The organism is Streptomyces sp. NPDC001515 (assembly GCF_053597115.1).
In genome coordinates this window covers 91,940-108,226 of the sequence record NZ_JBSFHN010000005.1, presented here as the reverse complement: position 1 = coordinate 108,226, position 16,287 = coordinate 91,940, and the positions used below count along the sequence as shown (strand labels likewise).

Below are 16,287 nucleotides of genomic sequence, written 5' to 3'. Positions count from 1 at the left end.
GTAGACATGCCACCCACCGCCCCCGTCCATCCGATGTTCTCGCCGTGGGGCCGCTTCGGCCTCTACAGCTTCTACATCGACGCACCCGAGCCCGCCGTCGTCGACACGGGCATCGCCACCTCGCCCGCCGACGGCATGGTCCCCGCCCTGGAGGCCATCGGCCGGCGCGTCGAGGACATCCGCTGGATCCTGCTGACCCATGGTCATATCGACCACATCGGAGGCGCGTACGACCTGTGGGAACGCACCGGCCGCCGCGCCCGGGTCGTCATCCACGAGGCCGACGCCGCCCTGCTCCGCTCACGCCGCGCCCACGTGGACGAATACCTCGCGGGCCGGGGCCGCTACCTCGGCGGCGACGGCTCCGGCGTGGAGGCCGCCACCCGGGCCGTCATCTCCGGAGAGATGGAACCCACCCTCCTCGTCCGGGGCGGCGAATCCCTCGACCTCGGCGGCGGGATCACCGTCTCCGTCCACGCCCTGCCCGGCCACACTCCCGGATCGGTCGCCTACGCGCTCGACGGGCAGGGCGACGTCTTCGTCGGGGACGCGGTCCAGGTCCACGGCGCCGCCAACGGCTTCCCCGGCTACACGGACCCCGACGCCTACCGCGCCGGGCTGCTGTACGTCCGCGACGCGCTGCGCCCCCGCCATCTCTACCTCGGCCACCCCTACCGGCGCGCCGACGGCACCCCGTACGGCGTCGAACTCGACGCCGGGCAGGCCCGCGAGGCCCTGACCCAGAGCCTGGAGGCCGAGGCCCGGGTCGGCGCGGCGGCCTGCGCCTGCCTCGCGGACGGGCCGCGGGAGTCGGACTCGCCGTACTCCCCGTTCGCCCGCGCCGCCGAGGAACTCGGCTACACCGGCGACCCGGCCCTCGAACCCTCCCCGTTCTTCACCTCGATGCACGGCTACCGCACCCAGCAGCATCCCCACTCGTCGCACAGGAGCTTCGCACCATGACCGACCACCGGACGATCCAGGCGGGCGCACAGCGGATCGCCGTGCGCAAGGACCTCCGCGTGCCCATGCGCGACGGGGTGACCCTCGCCGCCGACGCGTACAGCGGCGTCGAGGACAGGCCCCGCCCGGCGCTCGTGGCGCTCAGCCCCTACGGCAAGGAACTCCAGGCGCTCGCCCTCACCACCCCGCCGCAGCGCCGGCCCAGTCCCATGTGGGACGGGTGCATCGAGGCCGGAGACATCGCCCGGGTCGTCGAGGAGGGCTACGTCCACGTCATCGGCGACCTGCGCGGCTCCGGGGCCTCCGGCGGCGAGCACATCGGCAACTACAACGCCGGAGGCGTGCCGCTCGGCGAGGACGCGTACGACGTCATCGAATGGGTGGCCGCCCAGCCGTGGTGCGACGGCAACGTGGGCATGATCGGCATCTCCTACTTCGGCTCCATGCAGGTGCTGGCCGCCGCCGAACGGCCGCCGAGCCTCAAGGCGATCTTCGTCAGCGGAGGCCACTACGACTTCTACGAGACGACGTACCACGGCGGTGTCATGTGGTTCATGCCGCGCGCCGCCCGGGAGGGGCGCGGCGGAGACTCCGGCTGGGCGTTCACCGACGGGGTCAAGTCCCGCATGCTGGAGACCTGTACGCCCGAGGAGATCAGGGAGCGCGTGGCCGAGCGGCTGCGCGACCCCGACGTGGCCGCCTGGCCCAACCTCGTCCATGTCCTCACCTACCCCAAGAACCACGAGGCATGGTTCGACATCGTCATGAACGAGGTCGACGGCGACTGGTACGAGGAGCGCAACCCGGTCACGCTCGCGCCCCGCATCGACATCCCCGTCTGGCTCCAGATCGACCAGGGCCGCGGCTGGACGATGGACGGCACCATCGAGACCTTCAAGGCGTTGAAGGGCCCGAAGAAGCTGGACATCGGCCCCTACCCGCCGATGCAGTCGCGCCCCTTCGTCGAGGAGCACGACAAGATGTTCCGCTGGTACGCGTACTGGCTGAAGGGCATCGACAACGGCGTCATGGACGAACCCGCCGTCACCGTCCACGTCGAGGGCTCCCGGGAGACCGTCACCGGCTCCACCTGGCCGCCCAGGCCCGTCGAGCACCGCCCGCTCTACCTCCGCCCGCGCCACGCCCTGTCGCCCGAGCCCGAGCGCATGGGCGCGGAGCACGCCGCCCCGGACGGCTTCTACCAGGCGCCGCTCACCGTGACCGACAGGGTGGAGATCCTCAGCTGGTCCACCGCCCCGTTCACCGAGCCCACCGAGATGATCGGCCAGGGCGCCGCGCACCTCTTCATGGAGATCGACCAGCCCGACACCAACCTCGTCCTGCGGATGTGGGACGAGGCCCCGGGCGGCGGACGACAACTCGTCACCACCGCCTATCTCAAGGCGTCGCACCGCGAACTCGACGCGGAACGCACCACCGACGGCGACCCGTACCACCCGCACACCCGGGCCGTCCCGGTCGAGCCGGGCAGGATCGAGGAGTACGTCCTGCGCGTCTACCCGTTCGCCGCCACGTTCCTCCCCGGCCACCGGCTGGTCGCCGAACTCTCCAACACCGAACCGCTCGCCGACGAGCACAACTCCCTGCTGCCGCCGGACGCCTTCCATCTGCCGGTGGGCCGCCCCGTCACGCACAAGATCTACCGCGACGCGGCGCACCCCTCCCGGCTGGTGCTCCCGTACACGAAGGGCGCCGACCGGTGATCCACCCGGTGCGCCGGGCGCCGTCGTCGGCGGCAACTCCGCGACGGACAGGGCCGGTCCGCCCGTGACCGTCCGTCGCGGTCGCTCGTTGCCCATCCGTACCGGCGGCCGGAGCCTTCGGCGGCCGACGAACACGGACAGGACGGCGAAACCGATGCGTGTGGACGAGACAGCCTGCCCCGGACAACCGCCCGTGCCGCCCGGCGCGGGAGCACTCACCCCCTCCCGGGCCCTGCGGTTCTGGCTGAACCCGGCCAACCTCGCGGCCCGCGCCGGCCGGGCGGCCCCGGTCGTCCGGACCAGAACGGGGCCGGCGACCGCCTTCCAGATCAATGATCCGACCCTGCTGCGCAAGGTCGGCAGCGATGAAGAAACCTTCCGGTTCTGGGGCCCGGACCCGAGCCTGCGCGAATTCAACGAGGACGGGGTGGTCGGCCTGGAGGGCGCCGCCCACCGGGAGCGGCGCGGGGTGATGAGACCGGCGTTCGCGGCGTCCCGGGTCACCGCGCTCGGGCCCGGCGTCCAGGACCGCACCCGGGAGCTGCTCGCCGGCCTGCCCGGGGACCGGCCGCTCGACATCCGGGTGGAGATGAGCCGACTGGCGTGCGGGCTCCTCGTCAGCTGCGTCCTCAACAGCGAGCTGAGGGACGACACCCTGTCCGGGATCGCGGGCGCCCGCGCCACCCTGTCCGCCGGCACCTTCTGGCGCTACGCCCTCTCGCCCTGGCCCTGGGTGCCCGTGCCCCGGCGCCGCTCCAGCCGCCGCGCGCTCGCCGGACTGGACGAGGCCGTCCGCCAGGTGCGGGCCCACCACCGCCCCGACCCGGACGGCCAGGACCTGGTGTCCGTGCTCGAAGCCGCCGCTCCCGGGAACCCGCACGTGGTGGGGCGCGACATCCGCGCCCTGCTGATCGCGGGCATGGAGACCAGCGCCTCCACTCTGGCCTGGGCCTGCTACGAGCTGGGCCGCCATCCGCATCTCCAGCAGGCGATCCGGGACGAAGCCGACGCCGCCCCCGATCCCGGCCGCCTCCACGCGCACCAGCTCCCGCTCGCGGCCGCCTTCCTCCAGGAAGTCACGCGCCTCCACGGCATCCCGTTCCTGGTCCGCCGCACCCGTCACGAGACCTCCCACCACGGGGTGCGGATCCCGGCCGGAGCGGTGGTGACGCTGCCTCTGGGAGCCCTGCGCCGCGACCGGGACCGCTATCCGGACCCGGACGTGTTCGACCCCCGGCGCTGGCTCCCCGGCGCCGAACCGGCGCCGTCCCCCGCCGCGCTCCTGGCGTACGGCCTGGGACCCCGGTACTGCCCCGGCGCGGCCGCCGCCGATGCCATGCTGCCCGTCGCCCTGGCGACCCTGGCCCGCGCGCGCACGCTGCGCCCGGCGCGGCCGGGGCGCAAGATCGGCGTGAGCCTGGAACTCACACCGACGCCCAAGGGCCTGAGGATGTACGCCGTGCCACGGCCCGCACCGCGCGGCGGCCGTCAGGAGTAGAGCTTGTCGATGAACGCGGCGAGATTGGCCGTCGTCCGCTCGATCTGCTCCTCCACGGTCAGCGACTCCTTGAAGCGGGCGCCCGAGTCCACCGCCTTCTTGCCGCGCACGTACAGCGAGCAGGCGAGGTCCGTGCACATGTACAGCCCCACCGAGTTGCCCTCGCGGCCGGCCGGGCCCGCCTTGCGGGCGGTCATCAGCGACACGCCGCTGCCCGGATGGGTGGTGAGGCAGAGCGAACACATGCTGCGGTGCAGGAATCCCCGCTGGTGGGAGGGGAAGCGCAGGGAGATGCCGGCCGGCCGGCCCTCCCGCTCGGTGACGATGTAGCTGCGCCCGGGGGCGGACAGGTCGCGCCAGCCCAGGAAATCGAGGTCGTCCCAGGGCAGCTCGTCGAAATCACGGGGCATCGGCAGGCGGCCCGCCTCACCCTTGGAGCAGTTGACGAACGCTTGGCGGATCTCCCGCTCGGTCAAGGCCTTCATGGGACCGACGGTACGGTGCCTATGATCCCTAGGCAAATGATTAATTGATGTAGGGCGCTTCCTGGGCTGCCTTGGGTGCGATGTCGAGCCGGTGCACGGGCGGGTGCGCGATGCCCAGATCCGGCCGCCAGGCCGCCAGGATCTGCGCGGAGGGGTCGAACAGCGGGGCCGGCAGCTCCTCGGGGCGGACCCATCGCCACGTCGCGATCAGATGGGGTTCGGTGACCTCCGGGACGGCGGTGCCGATGTCCACGAGGGCGGCCATGGTCACCCGGTTGATGCCGTGCACCGCGTCGTGGAGCATCGCGAGGATCCGCACCTCGTCCGGACCGACGCGGATCCCGGTCTCCTCGCACAGCTCGCGGGCGGCGGCCTCCGCGACGGACTCGTGCGTCGCGTCGACCTTGCCGCCGGGCAGCTCCCAGGTGCCGCCGTGGTGCCGGCCGAGCAGGATCCGCCCGCGCCCGTCCCGCACGAGCACCCCGACCCCCAGCGCGGCCTGCGCCTGCGGCGGGCGGGCGTTGCGGGCGGGGATCTCCGGGGCCGTGTCGTCGTTCATGCCGCTCCTCGGGGGCCGGGGGTTCCTCGGGTCGGGCACGAGCCTACGGAAGCCGCCGCGCCGTTCGCCGTCTCATACCGTCAGCCGCAGCGAAGTGGCCGAGATCCCCACGCGCACGCTCTGCCCCCAGGTCAGCTCCAGCGCATCCGACTCCATCCCGTCGCCGAAGACCACCACCCGGTCCGACTCGACGGTCAGCCGCAGCCCCTGGCCCCTTCGCAGCTCGCCCGCGACCAGGGAGGTGCCCGTGGCGGGCGAGGGCCACGCCTCCCGGACGAACCAGAGGAGACGGGGATCGGTGGGGCCGGGCAGCGCCAGCTCGCTGCGGCGCTCCTGCCACAGCGAGCGCAGCCAGCCGGTGGCGCCGGTTCCGGTGCCGACCAGCACGCCCGAGGATGCCTGCGACTCGGCCGGCGCGTCCGCCCGGTCGCCGCCGAGCCGGTAGCGGGCCGTCTGGTGCCCGGCCGGGCCGAGATAGATCTCGTTCAGCGCGAGCAGCCGCTGGGTGTCGTCGGCCACCGCCTCGACCATGGTCAGCTCGTCCGCCGTGCCGGCCGCCGCGACCGAGGCCCGCAGCAGGGCGGCCGCGTCGGCGGGCCGGTGCCGGACCAGTACGCCCGGGTTGCGGCCCGGATCGGTGTCGATGCCCACGACCGGCTGGCCGGAGAGGTACTTGGCCGCGTTGGCGACGAGCCCGTCCTGCCCCACGACGACGACCACGTCCTCGGGTGCGAAGAGGAACCGGTCCAGATCGGCGCGTTCCACCCGGGACTGCCGCCAGGTGAGCGGTACGGCCGCCGCCACCTCGGCCAGCGCCCGCCGGGTCCGCTCGTGGCGCGCGGCCACCTCGTCGAGGGAGCGGCCCCGGCTGGTGAGGAAGAACGCCGCCTGGCCGTGCGTGCCGTGCCGGGCCAGCAACTCCTCGTACTCGGTGGTGCGGTGGACCAGGACCGCCCGGGGTGCCAGGCTCACGCCCCGGTCTCCGGTGCGGGGCGGCCGAGCCGGCTCAGCAGTCCGGTCAGCACGTCGGGCGACAGGGTGAGGCTGTCGATCCGGGGCAGGTTCTCCGCGAGCCGGGTGGCGGCCAGCGCGTGCAGCGTCGCCGCGTCCACCTCGCCGTGCACCCGCAGCCAGGCCGCCTGCGCCTCGGCGCGGGCCGCTCCCAACTCGCGGGCCGCCTCCGCCTCCGCGCGGGCCAGCCGCACCGTGCGGGCGGCCTCCGCCTCGGTGCGCACCGCGTCGGCCGCCGCGCGCTCCTCCGCCTCGCGCCGGGCGTTGGTGCCGCGCTGCTCGACGAGCTGCTCCTCGCGGCGGGCCAGCTCGATCTGGCTGGCCAGCTCGTTCTCGGCGATGGTCCGCTCGCGCTCGACGGCCACGGCCCGGCGTTCGTACGTGGCCCGGTCGGCCTCCTGCTGGATCTGCTCGCGGGCGGGGGTGCGCAGCGCGCGCTCCACCTCGGCCTCGGGGCGGATGGCGACGACGCGGACAGCGACCACGTCGATGCCGGTGGCCGGCAGCCGGGGTTCGGCGGCGAGCCCGGCCGCGACCCGTTCGCGCACCGCGGCGACCCCGTCGACCAGGGCGGCGGCGAGCGGGGTGCGGGCCAGCACGTCGAGGGTGTGCTGCTGGGCGGTCTCGGTGAGCAGGGTGGCGATCTGCTCCAGCGGGGTGCCTCGCCAGGCGCCGGTGTCCGGGTCGACGGAGAAGTCCAGGCGGGCGGCCGCCTCCGCCGGGTCGCTGATCCGGTAGGTGACGGTGGCCTGCACCGTGACGTCCTGGAAGTCGGCGGTGCGGGCGTGGAAGGCCATGGCCAGTTCGCGGTCGTCGACCGGCACTTCGGAGAGCGCGGCGCTCAGCGAGCGGTACCAGAAGCTGAGCCCGGTCCCGTCATGGGCCAGCCGGCCGCGCTTGTGGTGGCGGATGTGGGCGGTGGGCGCGGACCTCAGATGGCGCCAGCCGAACCGCCGGGTGATGTCGGCCATGATGGAACCCCCTCTTTCTCGTCATGACGACGATAATGAAGAGCGCCGCATATCGTCAAGAGGACGAAAAGGAGAGGGTGCGAAGCCGGGAAAACGCCCGGCCGGCCGGTGACTTCCTGCGAAGCCACCGGCCGGCCGGGGGTGGTGCGCCGCCCCCGTCCCCACGGTGCGGCGCGTGCGGACCGTCGTCATCCGCTCGGACGACGGTCCACGTCTTCAGGACCCGGTCGCCTCCGCGTCCAGGCCGAGCGCGGGGAACACGGACCCCTCCACGAAGCGGACGAGGAAGGTCTCGTCCGCGTACGCGCAGTCCAGCAGTGGGCGGGCGCGCATGACGCCCAGCAGTTGCGCGGAGACGAACTCCACGGCCGGATTGTCCGCCGCCACCTCGCCGCGCTCCACGCCCCGCGCGACCATCGCGTCGATCGCCGCCAGTTCCGGCAGGATCAGCGAGGAGCGCATGGCGCACAGCAGCTCGGGGCTCTGCAGCGCCGCGTGGCTCAGCGCCAGCATCAGCGGGGTGTCCCGCCCGGAGCCCTGGCCGATGGCGCGGGCCGCCTCGCGCAGGTCTCCCGCCAGCGTGCCCGTGTCGATCCGGCGGAGCAGTCCGCGCCGCGTCCCGTTCAGCGCCGCGACGACCAGCTCGGACTTCGAGCCCCACTGGCGGTAGAGCGTCGACTTGCCGCAGCGCGACCGGGCGGCCACGCCCTCCATGGTCAGTGACTCGTAGCCGTTCTCCCGCAGCATGTCGAGCACGGCGGTGTAGAGCTCCTGGGCCCGTTCCGGCGTGATCTTCGAGCGGCGCGACGCGGTGGCCTGCTCCGGCTCCGTCTTCGACGACATGCGCGTTCCCTCCCTGCGGCGAGGCTTCGATGCGCCAGTGTACCGATACGCGAGTGTTCCGATACGGTCGCGTATCGGTACACTGGCGTATCGATAAGGTGCGGGCAGCTCCCGCGCCACTCGATCCACCGTTCGTCAGCAAAGGGGCACCGGGTGATGTTCGCCGGTAGCAGGCCCGCCGACCGAGAGCCGGACACCACAGCCCGACCGCCCCTCGTCCGCGAGCTTCTTCTCGTCGTAGGACTCTTCCTCGTCTACAAGTTCGGCCGCCAGGCGGCCAACGGCCACGTCGACGAGGCCTTCCGCAACGCCGGACGCGTCTGGGACCTGGAACGCGCGGTGCACCTCCCCGGCGAGGGCCTCGTCCAGGACCTGCTGCTCCACGACGAGACGCTGATCCACCTCGCCAACACCTACTACGCCACCGTGCACTTCCCGGCGACCCTGCTCTTCCTCGCCTGGCTGTACTGGCGCCGCCCGCTCCACTACCTGTGGTCGCGCCGCGTCCTCGCCGTGCTCACCGGCGCCGCACTTGCCCTCCACCTGGTCTTCCCGCTCGCCCCGCCCCGCCTCCTCGCCGCCACCGGCCTGGTCGACACCGGCCAGGTCTACGGACCGACGGTGTACGGGGCCACGCCCTCGACGGACTCCATGGCCAACCAGTTCGCCGCGATGCCCTCCCTGCACTTCGGCTGGGCCGTCATGGTCGGCGTCGGACTGGTCGTCGCCACCCGCTCCCGGTGGCGCTGGCTCTGGCTGCTGCACCCGGCGATCACGCTCCTCGTCATCGTCGGCACCGCCAACCACTACTGGATGGACTCCCTCGTGGTCGCCGCCCTGCTCTCGGTCGCCTTCGCCGCACTGCGGCTGCCGCGCACCGGACCGGTCCCCGGGCACCTGCCGTGGCCGTCCGCGAACGGTGTCGCGGCCCGGGGCGCGGCCACCCCGTACGCCACCGCCGCACACGTCCCCGGCCCCTCCGCCCCCCGTTCGCCCGCGGGGTACGCGTCCGCCGGGACGCGTCGATGAACGCCACCGCGGCCGCCGTCGCGCTCTCGCTCGTCTCCGCCGTCGCCTACGCCTCGGCCGCGGTGGCGCAGGCACGGCTCGCCGGACGCACCCCGCCCGGCACCGGCATTCTCGGGCTCCTGGGGCGCGGGACCTGGTGGGCGGCCGTCGGACTGAACGCCGGAGGCGCACTGTTGCACGTCGCCGCGCTCAAGTACGGCTCTCTGACGCTGGTCCAGCCACTGGGCGCGCTGACCCTGGTGGCCGCCGTCCCGCTCGGGGCCCGCGCCTCGGGCCGCCGGGTCTCGGCCGTCGAATGGCGCGGCACCCTGCTGACCCTGCTGGGTCTCGGTGCCCTCCTCGCGGCGGCGGGCGGCACCGCGCCGCACGAGACGCTCACCCTCGTCGAGGCGTTGGCCGTCGGCGCCGCCACCGTGGCCGTCGTCGCCGGACTCAGCCGCCCCGGCACCCGCCCGGGGCTGCGGCACGCCGCCGCGTCCGGAATCACCTCGGGCGTCGCCTCCGCCCTCACCCAGACCCTCACCGTCGCCGTCACCGACCACACCACCGGCCCGCTGTTCACCTGGCGCCTGATCGTCGTCGCGGTCCTCGTGCCGGCCTTCGCGACCGGCGGACTGCTCCTCTCGCAGACCGCCTACCGGGGCGGCCTCGGTGCCCCGCTCGCCGTCGTCACCCTCGCCAACCCGGTCGCCGCCGCGGCCATCGGACTGGCGCTGCTGGGGGAGCGGCTCCAGGGCGGCACGCTCGGGCTGGTCCCCGCGCTGCTGGGCGCCGCCGCGGCGGTCAGGGGCGTGATCCTGCTCAGCCGCGCCCAGGCCCGGACCGCGCCCGCCGCCCCCGTACCGGCCGCCGCGAACCGGCCCGGCCCGGCCCCTTCCCGCGTCGTCATCGCCCGCCCGCGCGCCCTGCGCCCGCCCCACGGCCAGCCACGAAGGATCCGGGCCGGCCGCCCCTGACAGCGGCACGCGGACCACCGGACGCGTCACCCGCCCGGCGGATCCATCGCGCGGCCCACGGGGTGCGCTCGTAGCGTCGGGCCGGACGGGACGCACCGCAGCATCCGGGAGAGACCCATGACGGACGAGTCGCTGGAGAAACTGGCCACCGAGGCATGGCTGTACGGATATCCGCTGGTCACGGCGGCGGTGACGAAGGGCACTATGACGGCGGTGCCGGCCCGTGACGACGCGCGCCGCAAAGCGCCCGTGAACCAGTTCACGTACATGCGCACCACACCGGACGCCGACTTCACCGAGGTCGTCTCGCCGAACGCGGACACCCTGTACTCCAGCGCCTGGCTCGATCTGTCCGAACAGCCCCTGGTGCTGACCCTGCCGGACTTCGGCGACCGGTTCTGGATGGTTCCCGTCCTGGACGCCTGGTCCAACGTCTGCGCCGTCGTCGGCCGCCGCACCCACGGCTCCACCGCGGGACCCTTCCTGATCGCCGGACCCTCCTGGTCGGGGGAGACCCCGCAGGGCCTGACCCCGCTGACCTCGCCCACGGCCGTGAACTGGATCATCGCCCGCTACGCGACCAGCGGCCCCTCGGACTTCCCGGCCGTCAACCGGCTCCAGGACGCCACCCGGCTCATCCCGCTGTCGGAGTGGACCGGCGACCCCGACGCCTACACGCCGCCCACCGACGTCCCCGTCCCCGAAGGCGTCGACACCACGACACCCCCCGTCGACCAGGTCCACGCACTCGGCGGACGCGCGTACGCCACCCTCCTCAACCGGATGATGGCGGACAACCCGCCCGCCCCCGCCGACGCCCCGGCCCTGGAGCGGTTCGCCGTCCTCGGCATCGCCCCGGGCGCGAGCCCGGACGCGCCGGCCCCCGCGCAACTCGCCGCCCTGGACGCCGGGGCGCGGCAGGGCCCCGAGACCCTGCGCACCCTGTTCGCCCGCGCCGAGGCCGCGAACACCGGCGGCTGGACGATCCACCGGGGCCTGGGGGACTACGGCACCGACTACACCAAGCGCGCCCTCATCACCCGGTTCGGATACGGGGCCAACCTCGACGCCGACGCCCTGTACCCGCACGCCACCACCGACTCCGACGGCCGGCCCCTCGACGGCGCCCACACCTACGTGCTCCACTTCGAGGCCGGCGACACCCCGCCCGTCGACGGCTTCTGGTCGCTGACCATGATGAACGAGCACCAGTTCTTCGCCGCCAACGCGCTGAACCGCTACGCGATCGGCGACCGGAGCGGCATGCGGACCAACCCCGACGGCTCCCTGGACCTCCTCGTCCAGCACGAGAACCCCGGCCCCGACCGCGAGAGCAACTGGCTCCCGGCCCCTGCGGGCAGCTTCAACGTCTTCCTGCGCCTGTACTGGCCGAAGCGGCCCGCCCTCACGGGCGACTGGACCCCGCCCACGCTGCGGCGCACCGGCTGAACCGGCCCGTCGCGCGCCTCAGGTCACCAGTGCGTAGATGCTCGCGCCCATCAGCCACAGGCCGGCGACCAGCGAGAGCGTCACGATCACCTGCTCCTGATGACGGCCCATCCACTCCCGCAGGGCGTTGAGCCGGGCCTCCGCCGCGGCGGGGGCCCAGACCGCGTACATCTCCATCACGATGAGGCTCAGCGTGGCCGGCACACAGAAACCGGTCAGCGCGAGCCAGTCCTCGGCGCTGGACAGGTCCGCCTCCAGCGCCGTCGCCGCCCCGGCCCCGACCAGCCCTCACGGCCGCACCAGCCATGCCAGGCCGGCCGCCGCGCCCCAGGAGGCGTGGTCGACCCGGGCGGCCCAGCGCGGGGTGCCGTGGGGCTTCGCCCGACCGTCCAGGCGGCGGCGCGGCGGGTCAAGCAGGCCGCGCCAGGGAGCCACACGATGGGCGGTACGGGGGCGGGGGTGCCGACCCGCCGGTCAGAGCCGGGTCGCCGTCCGGACGAGATCGGCGACGGCCCGGGACCGGCTGTGCGGCGGCCAGGCGATCACGGTGGTGACCGTCGGCGCGTCCCGCACGGGCACGGTCGCCAGGTCTCCGGGCAGATGGCTCCGGCACGACTCCGGCAGCACCGCGTACGTCCGGCCGAGTGCGATGAGCTGCAGCAACTGCGCGTGGTCGCGGACGCGCGGGCCGGGTCCGGACCGGTAGGAGCCGTCGGGGCGCGGCCAGCGCGGCCGGGGCAGATCCGGCACCGCCCCGGTGTCGGCCCGGAGCACATGGGGCCGGGCGGTGAGCGGATGCCCGGCGGGCAGGACCATCACCTGGCCCTCCGAGCCCAGCTCCTCCGTGTCGAACCCGGTCGTGGAATCGAACGGCCGGTGCAGCAGGGCCACATCGGCCCGGCCCTCGCGCAGATACCGCTCCTGCTCGGCCGGACCGCACAGCACGACGTCCACGGGGACCGCGCCGGGCTCGGCGGCGTACGCGTCGAGCAGCTTCGCCAGCAGGTCCTTGGACGCACTCGCCTTGGCGACCAGCACCACGCTCGGACCGCCGGACGCGGACGGGGCGGCGCGACGGGTCCGGCGCTCGGCGGCCTCCACCTGGTCGAGGGCCGCCCGGCCCTCCACCAGCAGCACCTGCCCCGCCTCGGTGAGCGACACCGAGCGGTTGGTGCGGTCCAGCAGCACGGTGCCCAGCCGGCGTTCGAGCTGCTGGACCGCCCGGGACAGCGGCGGCTGCGCGATCCCGAGCCGCTGGGCGGCGCGCCCGAAGTGCAACTCCTCGGCCACGGCGACGAAGTAACGAAGTTCCCGGGTCTCCACGGCCCCACCGTACCCCGCATCGATACCCTGGCGGTATCGTTCCCGTCGCCATCGGTCTTGGACCCCCGCGGGGCTCCGGAAGCAGCATGGTCTCCATGAACGAACGAACGATCGCGCTGGTCACCGGCGCGAACAAGGGAATCGGTTACGAGATCGCCGCGGGCCTGGGCGCCCTCGGCTGGAGCGTCGGTGTCGGCGCCCGTGACGAGGGACGACGGAGCACCGCCGTGGAGAAGCTGCGGGCGGCCGGGGTCGACGCCTTCGGCGTCCCGCTGGACGTGACCGACGACGCGAGCGCGGCCGACGCCGCACGGCTGATCGAGGACCGGGCCGGCCGCCTCGACGTCCTCGTCAACAACGCGGCCATCACCGGGGCGTTGCCGCAGGACCCCACCCGGGTCGACCCCGCCGTCCTCCGCACCGTCGTGGAGACCAATGTGATCGGCGTCGTCCGCGTGACCAACGCCCTGCTGCCGCTGCTGCGCCGCTCCGCCTCGCCCCGGATCGTGAACATGTCCAGCGGGGTCGGCTCCCTCACCCGGCAGTCGCAGGACGGCGGCGAGGAGACGAAGGGCCCCATCTCCGCGGCGTACTCCCCGTCGAAGACCTTCCTGAACGCCCTCACCGTCCAGTACGCCCGCGAGCTGGAGGGCTCGGACATCCTCATCAACGCCTGCTGCCCCGGCTTCGTCGCGACCGATCTCAACGGCTTCCGGGGCACCCGCACCCCCGCCCAGGGAGCGGCGATCGCCCTCCGCCTCGCGACCCTGCCCGACGACGGACCGACCGGGCAGTTCTTCGAGGACGCGGGTCCGGTGCCCTGGTGACCCCCTGGGTCAGCTGAGGTGCGAGGCTGCCGCGCCCGCGTCCGCGTCCAGGGCGCGGGCCAGCCAGCCGATCCAGAAGTTCTCCAGGTCGATGCCGCCGCGCAGCACGAGATGGCGCAGCCGGTCCTCGGGAGCGTCGCGGTCCGGCGGGAAGTCCCGCTCCTCGATTGCCTCGTACTCCGCGAGCCGCTGCCGGTGCAGCGCGAGGTGGCGGCGCAGCTCCGCGTCCAGGTCCTTCGCCCCGACGACCGCCGCCGCCCGCATCCGCAGCAGCAGCGGATCACGGATCTGCCGGGGGTCCTCCGGCAGGTCCACCCAGGCGGACAGCGCCTCGCGGCCCGCCGGCAGCACCTCGTACTCCTTCTTCTGCCCCCGGGCCGGCTGCGCCGGGGCGAGGGCCCGGATCTGTCCGGCGTGCTCCAGCTTGCCCAGCTCGCGGTAGATCTGCTGATGCGTCGCCGACCAGAAGTAGCCGATCGAGCGGTCGAACCTGCGGGTCAGCTCCAGCCCCGAGGAGGGCTTTTCGAGCAGGGCGGTGAGGATCGCGTGCGGGAGTGACATGGGAGGCATCCTAGGGACGGCGGGCGGCCGGTCCGCCGGGCGGACCGGCCGGCCGCGTGGGCGTCAGAGCGCGGCGGCGCGTTCCGTGCCCTGGCGGATCGCCCGCTTCGCGTCCAGCTCGGCGGCGGCGTCGGCGCCCCCGATCAGATGCGCGGAACGCCCGGCGGCGCGCAGCTCCTCGTACAGCTCGCGGGACGGCTCCTGGCCGGCGCAGAGCACGATCGTGTCGACGGGCAGCAGATGCGGTTCGCCGTCGACCGTCAGGTGCAGTCCTTCGTCGTCGATGCGTTCGTAGCCGACCCCGGAGACCATCCCGACGCCCCGGTGCCGCAGTTCGGTGCGGTGGATCCAGCCCGTCGTCTTCCCCAGGCCCGCGCCCACCTTGCCGGTGCGGCGCTGGAGGAGGTGGACGGTGCGCGGGGACTCCGGGCGCTCGGCCGTGCCGAGTCCGCCGCGTTCGCGGTAGGCGGTGTCGACGCCCCACTGCCGGAAGAACGTCTCCGGGTCCCGGCTCGCCGCGTCGCCGCCGTCGGTCAGGAACTCGGCCACGTCGAAGCCGATGCCGCCCGCGCCGATGAGGGCCACCCGGTCACCGACCGGCGCGCCGTTCCGCAGCACGTCCAGGTAGCCGACGACGCTCGGGTGGTCCACGCCCGGGATGTCCGGGGTGCGGGGGGTGACGCCGGTCGCCAGGACGATCTCGTCGAAGCCGTCCAGACCCGCGGCCTCCACCCGGGTGCCCAGCCGCAGTTCGACGTTCTCCTCGGCCAGTCGGGTGCGGAAGTAGCGCAGCGTCTCGTCGAACTCCTCCTTGCCCGGCACCCGGCGGGCCACGTCGAGCTGGCCGCCGATCTCGTCGGCGGCGTCGAAGAGCGTCACCGCGTGGCCGCGTTCGGCGGCCGTGACCGCGCACGCCAGCCCGGCGGGTCCGGCCCCGACGACGGCCACCCGCTTGCGCGTCCGGGTCGGCGAGAGGACCAGCTCGGTCTCGTGACAGGCCCGGGGGTTGACCAGGCAGGAGGTGACCTCGCCGCCGAAGACGTGGTCCAGGCACGCCTGGTTGCAGCCGATGCAGGTGTTGATCGCGTCCGCGCGCCCCGCAGCCGCCTTGGCCACGAAGTCCGGGTCCGCGAGGAAGGGCCGGGCCATCGACACCATGTCCGCGCGCCCCGCCGCCAGGATCTCCTCGGCGACCTCGGGGGTGTTGATGCGGTTGCTGGTCACCAGCGGTACGGAGACGGCGCCGCGCACCTTCTCGGTGACCCAGGTGAAGGCGCCGCGCGGGACCGAGGTGGCGATGGTGGGGATGCGGGCCTCGTGCCAGCCGATGCCCGTGTTGATGATCGTGGCCCCGGCCGCCTCGATCTCCCGGGCCAGGTGCACGACCTCCTCCAGCGAGGATCCGCCGGGCACCAGGTCCAGCATGGAGAGCCGGTAGATCAGGATGAAGTCGCTGCCGACCCGCTCGCGGACCCGGCGCACGATCTCGACGGGGAAGCGGATGCGGTTCTCGTACGAGCCGCCCCACCGGTCCTCGCGGTGGTTGGTCGCGGAGGCGGTGAACTCGTTGATCAGATAGCCCTCGGAGCCCATGATCTCGACCCCGTCGTATCCGGCGCTCCGGGCCAGCGCCGCCGCCGTGACGAAGTCCTCGACGGTCTGCTCGACCTCGTCGTCCGTCAGCGCGTGCGGGGTGAACGCGCTGATCGGCGCCTGGATCGCGCTCGGCGCCACCAGTTTGGGGTGGTGCGCGTACCGCCCGAAGTGCAGGATCTGCATCGCGATCCGGCCGCCGGCCGCGTGCACCGCCGAGGTGACCTCGGCGTGCCGGGCGGCGTCCGCCTCGCTGGTCATGCGGGCGCCGCCGGGCATCGAGCAGCCCCGCTCGTTGGGCGCGATCCCTCCGGTGACCATGAGGCCCACCCCGCCCCGGGCGCGTTCGGCGTAGAACGCGGCCATGCGCGCGAAGCCGTTCTCGGCCTCCTCCAGGCCGACGTGCATCGACCCCATGACCACCCGGTTGGGAAGGGTGGTGAACCCGAGGTCGAGCGGGCTCAGCAGATGGGGGTACGGGGTCATGCGGCGTCT

The 16,287-nt window shown here is 73.8% G+C and carries 17 protein-coding genes; 7 read left to right on the top strand and 10 right to left on the bottom strand.

The features are described 5' to 3' along the window. The first annotated feature begins 6 nt into the window (after nucleotides 1–6). From ACWCXC_RS08260 to ACWCXC_RS08250, 3 genes are all read left to right on the top strand, one after another. On the top strand, nucleotides 7–963 hold the full coding sequence (locus tag ACWCXC_RS08260; protein ID WP_450685920.1) for an MBL fold metallo-hydrolase: 957 nt from the start codon (nucleotides 7–9) through the stop codon (nucleotides 961–963). Next, a complete protein-coding gene (locus ACWCXC_RS08255; protein ID WP_450887428.1) occupies nucleotides 960–2,687 on the top strand; it encodes a CocE/NonD family hydrolase in 1,728 nt (575 codons plus the stop codon). The genes ACWCXC_RS08260 and ACWCXC_RS08255 overlap by 4 nt, the downstream gene beginning before the upstream one ends. A gap of 154 nt (nucleotides 2,688–2,841) precedes the next feature. Beyond that, nucleotides 2,842–4,185: a cytochrome P450 gene (locus ACWCXC_RS08250; RefSeq protein ID WP_450887426.1), complete on the top strand. Its 1,344-nt coding sequence runs from the start codon at nucleotides 2,842–2,844 to the stop codon at nucleotides 4,183–4,185. Here ACWCXC_RS08250 and ACWCXC_RS08245 read toward each other — a convergent pair. From ACWCXC_RS08245 to ACWCXC_RS08225, 5 genes are all read right to left on the bottom strand, one after another. Continuing rightward, nucleotides 4,176–4,670: an FBP domain-containing protein gene (locus ACWCXC_RS08245; protein ID WP_450887424.1), complete on the bottom strand. Its 495-nt coding sequence runs from the start codon at nucleotides 4,668–4,670 to the stop codon at nucleotides 4,176–4,178. The two genes, ACWCXC_RS08250 and ACWCXC_RS08245, sit on opposite strands and share 10 nt — an antisense overlap. Nucleotides 4,671–4,710: 40 nt before the next feature. Then, on the bottom strand, nucleotides 4,711–5,229 hold the full coding sequence (locus ACWCXC_RS08240; protein ID WP_450887422.1) for a nucleotide triphosphate diphosphatase NUDT15: 519 nt from the start codon (nucleotides 5,227–5,229) through the stop codon (nucleotides 4,711–4,713). A gap of 72 nt (nucleotides 5,230–5,301) precedes the next feature. Next, complete coding sequence (locus tag ACWCXC_RS08235; protein WP_450887420.1) at nucleotides 5,302–6,201, bottom strand: hypothetical protein; 900 nt, start codon at nucleotides 6,199–6,201, stop codon at nucleotides 5,302–5,304. After that, a complete protein-coding gene (locus tag ACWCXC_RS08230) occupies nucleotides 6,198–7,211 on the bottom strand; it encodes an SPFH domain-containing protein (RefSeq protein ID WP_450887418.1) in 1,014 nt (337 codons plus the stop codon). The genes ACWCXC_RS08235 and ACWCXC_RS08230 overlap by 4 nt, the downstream gene beginning before the upstream one ends. 216 nt (nucleotides 7,212–7,427) lie before the next feature. Continuing rightward, complete coding sequence (locus ACWCXC_RS08225; protein WP_450887416.1) at nucleotides 7,428–8,054, bottom strand: TetR/AcrR family transcriptional regulator; 627 nt, start codon at nucleotides 8,052–8,054, stop codon at nucleotides 7,428–7,430. 156 nt (nucleotides 8,055–8,210) lie between these two features. On the opposite strand from ACWCXC_RS08225, the gene ACWCXC_RS08220 reads away from it, so the two are divergent. From ACWCXC_RS08220 to ACWCXC_RS08210, 3 genes are all read left to right on the top strand, one after another. Further along, nucleotides 8,211–9,083: a phosphatase PAP2 family protein gene (locus ACWCXC_RS08220; protein WP_450887618.1), complete on the top strand. Its 873-nt coding sequence runs from the start codon at nucleotides 8,211–8,213 to the stop codon at nucleotides 9,081–9,083. Continuing rightward, on the top strand, nucleotides 9,080–10,039 hold the full coding sequence (locus ACWCXC_RS08215; protein ID WP_450887415.1) for a hypothetical protein: 960 nt from the start codon (nucleotides 9,080–9,082) through the stop codon (nucleotides 10,037–10,039). The genes ACWCXC_RS08220 and ACWCXC_RS08215 overlap by 4 nt, the downstream gene beginning before the upstream one ends. A gap of 117 nt (nucleotides 10,040–10,156) precedes the next feature. Continuing rightward, complete coding sequence (locus tag ACWCXC_RS08210) at nucleotides 10,157–11,488, top strand: DUF1254 domain-containing protein (protein WP_450887413.1); 1,332 nt, start codon at nucleotides 10,157–10,159, stop codon at nucleotides 11,486–11,488. A gap of 18 nt (nucleotides 11,489–11,506) precedes the next feature. On the opposite strand, the gene ACWCXC_RS08205 is transcribed toward ACWCXC_RS08210, so the two are convergent. The 3 genes from ACWCXC_RS08205 to ACWCXC_RS08195 are packed head-to-tail and all read right to left on the bottom strand — an operon-like array spanning nucleotide 11,507 to nucleotide 12,811. Then, entirely contained in the window at nucleotides 11,507–11,773 is a 267-nt protein-coding gene (locus ACWCXC_RS08205; RefSeq protein WP_450887616.1) for a GAP family protein, read from the bottom strand. 3 nt (nucleotides 11,774–11,776) lie between these two features. Beyond that, nucleotides 11,777–11,923, bottom strand: coding sequence for a hypothetical protein (locus ACWCXC_RS08200; protein WP_450887411.1), 147 nt, complete (start codon nucleotides 11,921–11,923; stop codon nucleotides 11,777–11,779). Between the two features lie 39 nt (nucleotides 11,924–11,962). Beyond that, nucleotides 11,963–12,811, bottom strand: coding sequence for a LysR family transcriptional regulator (locus ACWCXC_RS08195; protein WP_450887409.1), 849 nt, complete (start codon nucleotides 12,809–12,811; stop codon nucleotides 11,963–11,965). Nucleotides 12,812–12,906: 95 nt separating this feature from the next. On the opposite strand from ACWCXC_RS08195, the gene ACWCXC_RS08190 reads away from it, so the two are divergent. Continuing rightward, nucleotides 12,907–13,638 carry an SDR family oxidoreductase gene (locus ACWCXC_RS08190; RefSeq protein WP_450887408.1) on the top strand — a complete coding sequence of 244 codons (732 nt, stop codon included), beginning with the start codon at nucleotides 12,907–12,909 and terminating at the stop codon, nucleotides 13,636–13,638. A gap of 9 nt (nucleotides 13,639–13,647) precedes the next feature. Here the strand turns inward: ACWCXC_RS08190 and ACWCXC_RS08185 are convergent, their stop codons facing one another. Both ACWCXC_RS08185 and ACWCXC_RS08180 read right to left on the bottom strand, forming a co-directional pair. After that, complete coding sequence (locus tag ACWCXC_RS08185; protein WP_450887406.1) at nucleotides 13,648–14,199, bottom strand: PadR family transcriptional regulator; 552 nt, start codon at nucleotides 14,197–14,199, stop codon at nucleotides 13,648–13,650. Nucleotides 14,200–14,262: 63 nt separating this feature from the next. Continuing rightward, a complete protein-coding gene (locus ACWCXC_RS08180) occupies nucleotides 14,263–16,278 on the bottom strand; it encodes an oxidoreductase (protein ID WP_450887404.1) in 2,016 nt (671 codons plus the stop codon). Nucleotides 16,279–16,287 lie beyond the last annotated feature (9 nt).